Origin of the sequence: Microbacterium testaceum StLB037, from assembly GCF_000202635.1 — a bacterium.
GTDB classification, from domain to species: Bacteria; Actinomycetota; Actinomycetes; order Actinomycetales; family Microbacteriaceae; genus Microbacterium; species Microbacterium testaceum_F.
Window position 1 is genome coordinate 2,633,602 of the sequence record NC_015125.1, and the last position, 12,662, is coordinate 2,646,263.

At 71.4% G+C, this 12,662-nt stretch carries 9 protein-coding genes; 7 read left to right on the forward strand and 2 right to left on the reverse strand.

The genetic code is table 11. The features are described 5' to 3' along the window. Nucleotides 1-19: 19 nt before the first annotated feature. Both aceB and aceA read right to left on the reverse strand, forming a co-directional pair. Nucleotides 20-1,633 (reverse strand): malate synthase A, encoded by a 1,614-nt coding sequence (gene aceB, locus MTES_RS11970; RefSeq protein WP_013585522.1) that lies wholly within the window; start codon nt 1,631-1,633, stop codon nt 20-22. A 296-nt stretch (nt 1,634-1,929) separates the two neighbouring features. After that, nucleotides 1,930-3,246, reverse strand: coding sequence for an isocitrate lyase (aceA, locus tag MTES_RS11975; RefSeq protein ID WP_013585523.1), 1,317 nt, complete (start codon nt 3,244-3,246; stop codon nt 1,930-1,932). Between the two features lie 130 nt (nt 3,247-3,376). Between aceA and MTES_RS11980 the strand changes: the two genes are divergently transcribed. The 7 genes from MTES_RS11980 (at nt 3,377) to MTES_RS12010 (ending at nt 12,617) form a co-directional block, all read left to right on the forward strand. Further along, a complete protein-coding gene (locus tag MTES_RS11980; RefSeq protein WP_043361381.1) occupies nt 3,377-4,855 on the forward strand; it encodes a helix-turn-helix transcriptional regulator in 1,479 nt (492 codons plus the stop codon). A gap of 125 nt (nt 4,856-4,980) precedes the next feature. Beyond that, complete coding sequence (locus tag MTES_RS11985; protein ID WP_013585525.1) at nt 4,981-6,321, forward strand: purine-cytosine permease family protein; 1,341 nt, start codon at nt 4,981-4,983, stop codon at nt 6,319-6,321. A 33-nt stretch (nt 6,322-6,354) separates the two neighbouring features. Then, nucleotides 6,355-7,908, forward strand: coding sequence for a hydantoinase/oxoprolinase N-terminal domain-containing protein (locus MTES_RS11990; RefSeq protein ID WP_013585526.1), 1,554 nt, complete (start codon nt 6,355-6,357; stop codon nt 7,906-7,908). Beyond that, nucleotides 7,905-8,984, forward strand: a complete 1,080-nt coding sequence (locus MTES_RS11995) for a DUF917 domain-containing protein (protein ID WP_013585527.1) — start codon at nt 7,905-7,907, stop codon at nt 8,982-8,984. Before MTES_RS11990 ends, MTES_RS11995 begins: the two co-directional genes overlap by 4 nt. After that, nucleotides 8,981-10,108, forward strand: a complete 1,128-nt coding sequence (locus MTES_RS12000; RefSeq protein WP_013585528.1) for a DUF917 domain-containing protein — start codon at nt 8,981-8,983, stop codon at nt 10,106-10,108. Before MTES_RS11995 ends, MTES_RS12000 begins: the two co-directional genes overlap by 4 nt. Before the next feature lie 2 nt (nt 10,109-10,110). Beyond that, nucleotides 10,111-11,118 carry a DUF917 family protein gene (locus tag MTES_RS12005; protein WP_013585529.1) on the forward strand — a complete coding sequence of 336 codons (1,008 nt, stop codon included), beginning with the start codon at nt 10,111-10,113 and terminating at the stop codon, nt 11,116-11,118. Further along, on the forward strand, nt 11,115-12,617 hold the full coding sequence (locus MTES_RS12010) for a PucR family transcriptional regulator (protein WP_013585530.1): 1,503 nt from the start codon (nt 11,115-11,117) through the stop codon (nt 12,615-12,617). The genes MTES_RS12005 and MTES_RS12010 overlap by 4 nt, the downstream gene beginning before the upstream one ends. Nucleotides 12,618-12,662: the final 45 nt, after the last annotated feature.

Genomic DNA, 12,662 nt, shown 5'->3' on the forward strand with positions numbered 1-12,662 from the left:
TCGCGCGAGGGGGCCGGCGTCAGTCGAGGTACTTCGCGTACGCCGGCAGGGTCAGGAAGGCCGGGAACTCCGGACGCAGCGCCACCTCGCGGAACACCGCGGCGGCGTCGTCGAAGCGGTCGCCCTCGGAGCGCGGCACCTCGGACAGCACCTCGTCGAGCAGCCCCTCGACGAACGGACGCGTGATCGTGTCGCCCTCGGCGGTGACGCGATCCTGGTGGATCCACTGCCAGATCTGCGAGCGCGAGATCTCGGCGGTGGCGGCGTCCTCCATGAGGTCGTCGATCGCGACCGCGCCGAGGCCCCGCAGCCACGCCTCGATGTAGCGGATCGCCACCGAGACGTTGCCGCGCACGCCCGCCGTGGTCACGGGCAGGCCGATGCGCAGGTCGAGCAGCCGGTGCGGCTCGACGGACACGTCCTCACGCGTCCGCTCGAGCTGATTCGGCGCGTCGCCGAGCACCGCGTCGAACTCGGCACGGGCCACCGGGATGAGGTCGGGGTGGGCGACCCACGTGCCGTCGAAGCCGTCGCCGGCCTCGCGCCGCTTGTCGGCGGCGACCTTCTCGAACGCCGCTGCGGTCACCTCGGGCTTGCGCCGGTTGGGGATGAAGGCGCTCATGCCGCCGATCGCATAGGCGCCGCGCTTGTGGCACGTCTGCACGAGCAGTTCGGTGTAGGCGCGCATGAACGGCACTGTCATCGTGACCTCGCTGCGGTCGGGGAGCACGAACCGCGCTCCGCGCCCGCGGTAGGTCTTGATGATCGAGAAGATGTAGTCCCAGCGCCCGGCGTTCAGGCCCGCGCAGTGGTCGCGCAGGGCGAACAGGATCTCCTCCATCTCGAACGCCGCGGGCAGCGTCTCGATGAGCACCGTCGCACGGATCGTGCCGTGCGCGAGGCCGAGCCGCTCCTCGGTGAACGAGAACACGTCGTCCCACAGCCGCGCCTCTTCGGCCGACTCGATCTTCGGTAGGTAGAAGTACGGCCCGCGGCCCGCGGCGATCAGCGCGTGCGCGTTGTGGAAGACGTACAGCCCGTAGTCGACGAGGGACCCGGATGCCGGCAGCTCACGGCCGGAGCGATCGATGAACGTCACGTGCTTCTCGGGCAGGTGCCAGCCGCGCGGGCGCATCACGATCGTCGGGGTGCGCTCGGCGGTGACCTCGTAGCGCTTTCCCTCGGGGCTCGTGAACGACAGCTGCCCGCGGATCGCGTCGAACAGCGAGAGCTGCCCGCCGATGACGTTGCGCCAGGTGGGGGAGGTGGCATCCTCCTGGTCGGCGAGCCACACCCGCGCGCCGGAGTTCAGCGCGTTGATCGTCATCTTCGGGTCGGTCGGGCCGGTGATCTCGACGCGGCGGTCCTCCAGGCCGGGGCCGGCTCCCGCCACGCGCCACGACGGGTCGTCGCGGATGTGCGCGGTGTCGGCTCGGAAGTGCGGGTCGTCGCCCGTGCCGATCTCGAAGCGGCGGCGCTCGCGGGCGGCGAGCCGGTCGTGCCGGCGTCGGGCGAAACGGTCGTGCAGCTCGGTGAGGAACGCGATCGCCGCGGGGGTGAGGATCTCGGCATCCCGTCCCTCGAGGGGGCGCTCGAGACGCAGGTGGGGGGTGGATGCCGAGGGGTTCGGCATCCGGGATCCTTCGGTGCCCGCGGAGGTCGAGGTGGGCGGTGGAGAGGTGTCGATGAGGGTCATGGTCGTGTCTTTCGGTGTCGGTGGGGCCCCCTCGCTCCGCTCGCGGCCCTCTCGCCGCCCGCCGCCCGCGGCCTGTCGCGCGTTGTGCGGTGCGAGCAGTGCTGAGTGTCCAAGAAACCCGGACGAATTTTTGAGATGTCCGGGTGTTTTGGACACTCAAGCGGGAGCGGGAGCGGGAGCGGGAGGGGGAGCGGGAGCGGGAGCGGGGAGGGGGAGATGGGAGGGAGAGAGGGTCAGTGGAACTGGGCGGTCTCGGTCGAGCCGGCCAGGGCCAGAGTTGCGCTGTCGGGGTTGAGCGCGGTGGAGACGACGTCGAAGTAGCCGGTGCCCGCTTCGCGCTGGTGGCGCGTGGCGGTGTACCCGTTTGCTTCGGCGGCGAACTCGGCCTCCTGCAGCTCGACGTACGCGCTCATGGCGCGCTCGGCGTAGCCGCGGGCGAGGTCGAACATCGAGTGGTTCACGGCGTGGAAGCCGGCCAGGGTGATGAACTGGAAGGCGTAGCCCATCGCCGCGAGCTCGGCCTGGAACGTCGCGATCTGCGCGTCGTCGAGGTGGCGCTTCCAGTTGAAGCTCGGTGAGCAGTTGTACGCGAGCTTCTTGCCCGGGAAGCGGGCGTGGATCGCCTCGGCGAAGCGGCGCGCGAGCTCGATGTCGGGCTCACCGGTCTCGACCCACAGCAGGTCGGCGTACGGGGCGAAGGCGAGACCGCGCGCGATCACCGAGTCGAGTCCCGGGCGCACCCGGTAGAAGCCCTCGCTGGTGCGCTCGCCGGTGAGGAACTCAGCGTCCCGCTCGTCGACGTCGCTCGTGAGCAGGTCGGCGGCGAGGGCATCGGTGCGGGCGATGATTACCGTCGGAACGCCGGCGACATCTGCCGCCAGACGTGAGGCGTTGAGGGTGCGGATGTGCTGCTGGATCGGCACGAGCACCTTGCCGCCGAGGTGACCGCACTTCTTCTCGCTCGCGAGCTGGTCTTCCCAGTGGATGCCGGCGGCTCCGGCCTGGATCAGCGACTGCGCGAGCTCGTAGGCGTTCAGCGGACCGCCGAAACCGGCCTCGGCGTCGGCGACGATCGGGGCGAGCCAGTCCCGGGTGATCTCTCCCTCGGCGCGCTCGATCTGGTCCTGCCGCAGCAGGGCGTTGTTGATGCGGCGGACGACGGCGGGGACACTGTTGGCCGGGTAGAGACTCTGGTCGGGGTAGGTCTGCCCCGCCAGGTTGCCGTCGGCGGCGACCTGCCACCCGGAGAGGTAGATGGCCTTCAGGCCGGCGCGCACCTGCTGCACGGCCTGGCCGCCGGTGTAGGCACCGAGCGCGCGGACGTACTCCTCGGTGTGCAGGAGATTCCAGAGGTTCTCGGCTCCGCGACGGGCGAGCGTCGCCTCTTCGCGGACGCTGCCACGGAGGCGGACGACGTCGTCGGCCGAGAACGTGCGCTCGATGCCGTCCCAGCGGGGGTCGGCATCCCAAGCGGCACGGAGCTCGGCGGCGGTCTCGGTCTGGTCGCCGGGGCGGAGCGGCGGCTGCGCGGGGGTGGCCTGGATCGTCATGAGCATTCTCCTTCGGGATGCCGGGGCCTCGGTGCCCCGTGGAGACCACTGTGGGCGAAGATCAACGCGTCGAACCCGGGGAGGCGGTGTGAAGATTGCCCGATCTTCTGCTGCTGTGAGACTCTCTCGTATGGACACGGGCGTCTCGACATCCTCGGCATCCCTCCCCTTCGACGATGGAGAGGTGGACACCCTCACCATCGGCCGACGCATCCGGCAACTGCGCACCGCGCGCGGCCTGACCCTCGACGACCTCGCCACAGCCGTCGGGCGGGCGCCGAGTCAGATGTCGATGATCGAGAACGGCCGCCGCGAGGCGAAGCTCACGCTGCTGCAGGCGATCGCCCGCGCGTTGGAGTGCAAGCTCGATCAGATCCTGGATGCCGAGCCCCTCGACGCCCGCTCCACCCTCGAGCTGTCCGTGGAACGGGCGATGCGCGGCCAGACCTTCCAGGCGCTCGGGATCGCACCGTTCCGCGTGGGGCGCGCGGTGCCCGACGAGGCGCTCGCCGCGATGCTCGCGCTGCAGGCCGAGATCGAACGCCTGCGCGAGGAGCGCTCGGCCACGCCCGAGGAGGCGCGGCGGGCGAACGTGGCGCTGCGGCGGCTCATGCGCACGCAGGACAACCACTTCCCGGAGCTCGAGCGCGTGGCATCCGGGATCCTCGATCAGATCGAGCATCCGGGCGGGCCGCTCACCCAGCGCGGGGCGAGCGACATCGCCGCCCACCTCGGCTTCACTCTGCACTACGTGCCCGACCTGCCCTCGTCGACGCGGAGCATCGCCGACGTGAAGAACGGGCGGCTGTACCTGTCGACGAAGGTCGCGAAGGGCGACCCGCGCGCGGCGGTGCTGCAGGCGCTGTCGAGCCGGATCCTCGGTCATGGCGAGCCGACGAGCTACGACGAGTTCCTCCGTCAGCGCGTCGAGACGAACTACCTCACCGGGGCGCTGCTCATGCCCGAGGCGCACGTCGTCGCCGCGCTCCGCGAGGCGAAGGAGCGGCGCACGATCAGCATCGAGGACCTTCGCGACGCGTACTCGGTGTCGTACGAGACGGCGGCGCACCGCTTCACCAATCTCGCGACCGTGCATCTCGGCATCCCGGTGCACTTCCTCAAGGTGCACGAGTCCGGGACGATCACGAAGGCGTACGAGAACGACGACGTGAACTTCCCCACCGATCGGCTCGGCTCGATCGAGGGGCAGATGTGCTGCCGGCGCTGGACGAGCCGCGTGGTCTTCGAGGAGGACGACCTGTTCAACCCGTACTACCAGTACACCGACACCGGCAACGGGACGTACTGGTGCACGGCACGCGTGGAGCAGTCGAGCGAGGGCGCGCACTCGGTGAGCGTCGGGGTGCGGTTCGACGACACGCGGTGGTTCCGCGGGCGCGACACCCCCAACCGCGGCGTCTCGCGGCACGCCGTCGAGACCTGCTGCCGTCGCGCGCCCGCCGACCTCGAGGCCGCGTGGCGCGGTCAGGCGTGGCCGAACGTGCGGACGCCGCGAACGCTGCTGGCGACGCTGCCGACCGGGGCGTTCCCCGGCGTGGATACGACGGAGATGTACGAGTTCCTGCAGGCGCACGCGCCGGCGGAGTGACCGTCCAGATGTGCAGGCTGCACATCATCGGGCGATATCAGGGCGAGGTGCCCATTCAGTCGGACGGATGCCGCACATAGCGTGTGCTGCACCCGCACCGTCCCTCTTCGCAAAAGGACACTCCCATGGCACGTATGGCCCACGCCGACGACTTCGCCCTCAGCCGCGTGACCCCGAACGCCCAGAAGCACTGGTTCGGCATCGCCGTGCAGCGCTTCGGCCAGGTCTCGGCGCTGTCGCAGTTCCTGCTCGGCGCCACCCTCGGTTACGCGATGACCTTCAGCGAGGCGTTCCTCGCGCTGCTGCTCGGCTCGATCATCCTCGAGGTCATCATGTGCATCGTCGGCATCATCGGGCAGAAGGAGGGGCTCAACACCGCCCTCCTCGCGCGATGGACCGGCTTCGGCGAGATCGGCGCCTCGCTCGTCGGCCTCGCGATCGGCATCAGCCTCATCGGCTGGTTCGGCATCCAGTCGGCCATCTCGGCCGAATCGCTCGACTCCCTGCTGCCGGGGCTGCTTCCGACGTGGGCGTGGAGCCTGCTGTTCGGTCTCGCCGTCACCGCGATCGTCGCAGTCGGCTTCGTCGGGATGCAGTGGCTCGCGAACATCACCGTGCCGCTGTTCCTCGTGCTCGTGGGCTGGTCGATCATCTCGGAGCTCAGCAATCACTCCATCGGCGACCTGCTCACCTCTCCCGCTCCCGGTCCGACCATGACGGTCTGGCAGGGCACCGCGATCGTCGCCGGTGGACTCATCGTCGGAGCGATCATCACCGCCGACATGACCCGGTTCAACCGCTCGAAGGCCGACGTCGTCAAGCAGACGGTCGTGGGCGTGACGCTCGGCGAGTTCGTCATCGGCCTCTCCGGAGTGCTGCTGGCCCACGCCGCCCAGTCCGGGAACATCGTCGCCATCGTCACGTCTTCGGTGGGCCTGGTCGGGCTCATCATCGTGATCACCGGCACGTTGAAGATCAACGACTGGAACCTCTACTCCTCCACGCTGGGCCTCGTGAACTTCATCTCCACCGCCTTCGGCAAGAACCTGCACCGCGTCACCACGACGATCGTGCTCGGCGTGGTGGGCTCGATCCTCGCCGCCGCCGGCATCCTGTCGCAGTTCACGGAGTTCCTCATCATCCTCGGCGTCGCCTTCCCGCCCATCGCCGGGATCATGGTCGCCGAGTACTTCCTCGTGCGCCGCTGGCGCGGCGAGCTCGACGCCTCTCGCGCCGAGGGTCGACTTCCCCTCACCGCCCCGCGGATCGTGCCCGTCACCCTCGTGATCTGGCTGGTCTCGGCCCTCGTCGGGTACTTCGTCACCTGGGGCATCCCGGCGATCTCCTCGCTCGTGCTGTCGATCGTGCTCTACACCGTCGCCGGGAAGCTCGGCTGGGTGCGCGGGGTCGGCCAGGCCACCACCGCGCAGTCCCCGGCCGCGAGCGCCGCGTCCGTGGCATCCTGACTCACCCCCCCCCGAACGAAAGAAGCTCCACCCATGCACATCGGCATCGACGTCGGCGGAACCAACACCGACGCAGTGCTCATGGACGCCGCCGTCGCCCTCGCCGGCGCCAAGAAGTCCACCAGCCCCGACGTCACGACCGGCATCGTCGACGCGATCGCGGCGCTCCGTGACGAGCACGACTTCGCGGGTGCTGACATCGACGCGGTGATGATCGGTACCACGCACTTCATCAACGCGCTCGTCCAGGCCCAGCGCCTCGCGCCGACCGCGGCGCTGCGCCTGGGGCTCCCCGCGACCAAGGCGCTGCCTCCTCTCGTGGACTGGCCCGAGGTGCTGACCGAGGCCATCCAGGCGCGCAGCTACCTCGCCCACGGCGGGTACGAGTTCGACGGGCGGCCGATCTCGCCGCTCGACGAGGACGAGCTGCGGGGCATCGCCCGTGACATGGCGGAGCACGGCGTGCGTTCGGTCGCGATCTCGTCGGTCTTCTCTCCCGTCAACCACGACCTCGAGGTGCGCGCGGCCGAGATCATCGCGGACGTGCTCGGACCCGACGTCGCGATCTCGCTGTCGCACGAGATCGGCCGGATCGGTCTGCTCGAGCGCGAGAATGCCACGATCATCAACGCGGCGCTGCGCGAGCTCGCCTCCGAGATCGTCGACGGGCTCACCTCCGCCGTGCGCGCTCAGGGGATCGAGGCTCCGATCTTCCTCAGCCAGAACGACGGCACGCTGATGGACGAGGACTACGTGCGCCTCTATCCGGTGGCGACGTTCGCCTCGGGTCCCACGAACTCCATGCGCGGCGCCGCCCTCACGAGCGGTCTGCAGACCTGCGCGGTCGTCGACATCGGCGGCACGACCGCCGACATCGGCCTGCTCAACGCCGGGTTCCCGCGCGAGACGGCGAACGAGGTGAAGGTCGCCGGCATCCGCACGAATTTCCGGATGCCGGATGTGCTGTCGATCGGCATCGGCGGCGGCTCGATCGTCGATGAGGAGACGGCCGAGGTCGGGCCGGCGTCGGTCGGCTACCGGCTGACCGAGGAGGCGCTGGTCTTCGGCGGTTCGACGCTGACGGCGACCGACATCGCCGTCGCCGCCGGCCGCGCAGAGGTGGGCGACCCCTCGCGCGTGGCCCACCTGGACCCCGCGTTCGTGGAGCGCGTGCTCGCGCGCATCGCCGAGCGCGTGGCCGAGGCCGTGGATCGTATGCGCACCTCGCCGGAGCCGATCCCCGTGGTCGCCGTCGGCGGCGGCAGCATCCTGCTCCCCGACGAGCTGCCGCTGTTCGGCGCGGTGCACCGCCCGACCAACTACGCCGTCGCCAACGCGATCGGCGCCTCGATCGCCCAGGTGGGCGGAGAGATCGACAAGGTCTACGCGATCGAGGCCGGCCGGCGCGACGAGGGCATCGCGGCGATCCGCGCGGAGGCGGTCGACAAGGCCATCGCGGCGGGCGCCCGCCCGTCGTCGGTGGCGATCGTCGACTTCGACGAGGTGCCGATCCCGTACCTCCCCGGCAACGCGACGCGGGTGCGCGTGAAGGCCGTGGGCGATCTCGACATGGGCGTGCGCGCGTGAGCTGGGAGTTGTCGGCGGACGTCGTGGCCGACCTCGCCCGCGGCGCGGCGGTCCTGGGCACCGGGGGAGGCGGTGACCCCTACATCGGTGCGCTCCTGGCCCGTCAAGCGCTCGCGGAGCACGGGTCGGTGACGGTCGTCGGGCTCGACGAGCTGCCCGAGGACGCCCTGGTGCTCACCGTGGCGATGATGGGCGCGCCGACCGTCATGGTCGAGAAGCTCCCGAGCCTCGACGAGGTGGTCGCTCCCGTGCACGCGCTCGCCGCGTCGCTCGGCCGTCCCGTCACCCACGTCGCGTGCGCCGAGGCCGGGGGAGTGAACTCCACGATCCCGATCGCCGCCGCCGCGGCTCTCGGGTTGCCGCTGGTGGATGCCGACGGCATGGGCCGCGCCTTCCCCGAGCTGCAGATGGTGCTGCCGACGTTGTACGGCGTCACCGCGTCTCCGCTGGCCTTCGCCGACGAGAAGGGCAACACGGCCGTCCTATCGACCATCGACAACACCTGGACCGAGCGGATCGCCCGTGTCGCGTGCGTGGAGATGGGCTGTTCGGTGATGATCGCCGGCTTCGCGATGTCGGGGGCGACGGCCCGTGAGGCTCTCGTTCCGGCCTCGCTGTCGGCGTGCCTGTCGATCGGTCGTGGCATCGTCGAGGCGCGCGCGGCCAAGACCGACCCCGTGACCGCCGTCGTCGAGGCGCTTCGGGGGAGCGAGGTGTTCGCCGGCAAGGTCGTCGACGTCGAGCGCGGGACGACCGCGGGATTCGCCCGCGGCAACGCGCGCATCGAGGGGGCCGACGACACGCTCACCCTGTCGTTCCAGAACGAGCACCTCATCGCCCGCACCGGCGAGGGTGTGCTCGTCACGACGCCCGATCTCATCATCGTCCTGGATGCCGAGAGCGCCGAGCCCATCACCACCGAGGGGCTGCGCTACGGCCAGCGCGTGCGCGTGATCGCCGCTCCGAGCGACGAGCGCTGGCACGGGCCCGAGGCCCTCGCGATGGTCGGGCCGGGCTACTTCGGCTACGAGATGCCGTCCCATCGCTTCGACGGAACCGTGGAGGTGGCGGCATGAGCTGGACCCTGACCGCGGCCGATCTCCCCGACCTCGCCCGCGGCGCGACGCTGCTCGGCACGGGTGGCGGGGGCGACCCGTACATCGGGCAGAAGCTCGTCGAGCGCGTGCTGGGCGAGGGGAGCATCACGATCCTCGACCCCGACGAGATCGCCGACGACCTGTTCGTCATCCCGACCGCGCAGATGGGGGCGCCGACCGTCATGGTCGAGAAGATCCCCGCCGGGACCGAGCCCACCCTCGCCCTGCGCACCCTCGAGAAGCACCTCGGCCGTACCGCCGACGCCACCATGCCGATCGAGTGCGGCGGCATCAACTCGATGATCCCGCTCATCGTCGCGGCCGAGACCGGCCTGCCTGTCGTGGATGCCGACGGCATGGGCCGCGCGTTCCCGGAGCTGTCGATGGAGACCTTCGCCGTCTACGGCGTCCACGGCTCGCCCCTGGCCCTCGCGGGGGAGCGCGGCGAGACCGCCGTCATCGACACCGGCGACGACGACCGGCAGATGGAGTGGCTCGCCCGCGGCGTCACGATCCGCCTCGGCGGGGTGGCCCACATCGCCGAGTACGCCATGACGGGAGCCGACGTGCGCCGGACGGCGGTCCCGCGGACGCTCTCGATGGCGCTGGCGCTGGGGCGCGGCATCCGGGAGGCCCGCGAGCAGCATCGCTCGCCGTTCGAGGCGATCGCCGAGACGCTCTCGACGACCCTGTACCCGCACGTGCGGGAGCTGTTCGTGGGCAAGGTCACGGACGTGGAGCGACGCACGACCGACGGCTTCGCGAAGGGGCGGGCGACCATCTCGGCGCTCGGGCCGGACGACGCTTCGACGCTGGAGGTGGCGTTCCAGAACGAGAACCTCATCGCGCACCGCGACGGCGTGCTCGTGGCGATCGTGCCCGACCTCATCTGCATCACCGACGTCGAGTCGGCCGAGCCCATCACGACGGAGGGACTGCGGTACGGCCAGCGGGTGCGGGTGCTCGGCATCTCGACGCCCGACCTGATGCGCACCCCCGGCGCGCTCGCCGCCTTCGGCCCGTCGGCGTTCGGCCTCGCCGAGACGTTCACTCCGGTGGAGGAGCTGCAGGCGGAGGGTGCCCGACCGCTGATTACCCTGTGAGCATGAGAACCCTCGGGCCCGACCGTCTTCCGGTGCTCGCCCGGGGGTTCTCGCTACTCGGCTCGGGCGGCGGCGGAACGACGACGCTGCTCGAGCTCATGGCCGCCCAGGTGCTCGACGGGCCCGTCGCCCTCCACGACGTCGACGAGGTCGAACCCCGCACGCCGTGCGTCGCGATCGGTTTCGCGGGATCGACATACCTGCTCGGCGAGCGGGTTCCTCCCCCCGACGCCTTCGCTCCGCTCCTGGCGGCGGCCGAACGGTGGACGGGGGTGCGGGCGCCGGCCGTCTGCGCGATGGAGGGCGCGGGTCTGAACGGGCTGACGCCGTTGCTCCTCGTCGGGGACCGGATGCTCGTCGACGCCGACCTGATGGGCCGCGCTCTGCCGGGGATCGATCAGCTCTCGCTCCTCGTCGATGCGGTTCCCGGCGCGATCGTCGTGGCCGACACCGGGGGCGGCGTGATGCTCGTCGACTCCTCTCGGGCGGGCGACGCCGAGAGCCTCGTCCGCTCGAGCGTGATCCGCGCGGGAGGCGCGGGGGCGGTGCTTGTCGCGGGCTTCACCGTCGGCGACCTGTCGGTGCACGGCATCCCGGGAACCTACACGCGCGCTCTCACCCTCGGCGCCGCGGACGTCGTCACGGACGACCTGGCCGAAGCGCGCATGCTCGGCAGCGGACGGGTGAGCGCGTTGGATGCCGTGCCGGACGACGCCTTCGCGCGATCGGTCGAGCTGGTCGGCGACGACGGAGCCTTGCTGCGCCTGGTGGCGCGCTCGGAGTTCCTCGCGGTCACGCGCGACGGGGAGACGATCGCGGCGTCGCCGGAGATCCTCGTCGCGATCGACTCCGTCTCCGGGGACGTGCTGCAGGTGGATGCCGTCACCCTCGCTCGGCACGTGCGCATCGTCGCTCTCGCCGCGCCGCGGTGGTGGTCCGCCTCGGCCGAGCGCCTCGCGCACGTGGTCCCCGAGGCGTACGGGCTGCGCGGTCTGGAGGTCGGACGATGACCCCCCTCGACCTTGCCGCGCTGCTGGCGCACCCCGCGAACGGCGGAATCCGCGTCGTGGTGGAGGCGGCGGACGCCTTTGCGGGGGTCGTGGTCGCGGCGCGCGAGGCGATGCTGCCCGCCCGCGGGGCGGGCGAACTCGCCGCCCTCACCGAGCCGCCGCCCACGGCCCCCTGGCAGCAGGACGCTCTCGTCCGCCGCGTCCGGGACCGCGGCTTCCCCGGACTCGCCCTGTCGGGAGCCGAGGTCCTCGGCGCGGGAAGCCGCCGGCTCGCCGCGCGACTGGGGCTGACGGTGCTCGAGGTCGACGACCCGATGGCGCTCGCGCGCGCCGGCTGGGAGCTCGTGCAGGGGCGTGACGCCCTCACGCTCGGGTACGTCCGCCGGGTCGCCCAGTCCATCGAATACTCGGCGTCGCATCTCGCCGACCTGCTTCGGCACCTCTCGGCCAGCGTCGGACACGGGGTCGCCCTCATCGACGCCGAGGGCGTCCTGCTCGAGGCCGGCGGGCACCTGCCCGAGGCCGTGCGGGCCGCGATCGACGTCGGCCTCTGGCAGGACGCGGTCTCGGTCGCCGAGGGGGCGGCCGCGTCGGTGCGCGTCGACAGCCCGAGCCGTGCGGGATTGCGCTTGGCGATGTTCGGTGCGGGGCTCAGCCCCGCGCAGTTGGCGGCGCTCGCGGTCGCCGCAGAGGTCGCGATGCCGGCGGTCGCCGCGCGCATCCTCATCGACGAGGTGGCCGACGTGAGCGATGCCGCCGTGGCATCCGGTCTCCTACGCGAGTTCCTCGAAGCGCGGGATGCACGCGACCCCGACGTCGAGCAGCGCATGAGCGAGCGCGGGTGGCGGACGGGCGGATACCACCTCGCCTTCCGGATCGCGGGGCGCCGTCGCCTGGAGACCCTCGAGCTGCTGCGATTCGTGCGCCGGAGCCTCGCGACCCTGCCCGTCGACTCGCAGGCGGTCACCAGCGGTCGCGGTATCACGGGGTGGTTGAGCTTCGCCGAGCCGCCGCCCGCCCCGCGCCTCGACGAACATGTCGCGTCGCTGCGAGCACTTCACGACGGCGCTCGGCGGTCGTTCGACGTCGCCACCGGCATCGGTGCGCTCGACAGCGGCGCGGGCGGACTGCTGACGAGCATCGACGGGGCAGTGGACGGTGCGCGCATCGCCGCGGCCCGAGCAGCGACCGGATGGTTCGTGCGCGTCGACGCCCTCGGCATCGAGCAGGTCCTGCTGTCGTGGGCGGGGTCGGACACGTTCGTCCCCGCCGCGGAATCGCTGCTGGCGCCCCTCGCGTCGCAGGGGCCCGAGCTTCTCGAGACCCTCACCGCGTACCTCGATCACGAATCGGGCGTGTCGGCGACGGCCGCGGCGCTCGGGCTCCACCGAAACACGGTCGCGATGCGGATCGCCCGCGCCCAGGAGCTCCTCGGCGTCGACCTCACCGACACCGACGCGCGCCTCGCCCTGCATCTCGCCTGCCGCGCGCTGCGCTGAGGTCTGGCGGGGCGGGGCTCGCGGCGGGCGCCGGGGCCCGTGCCG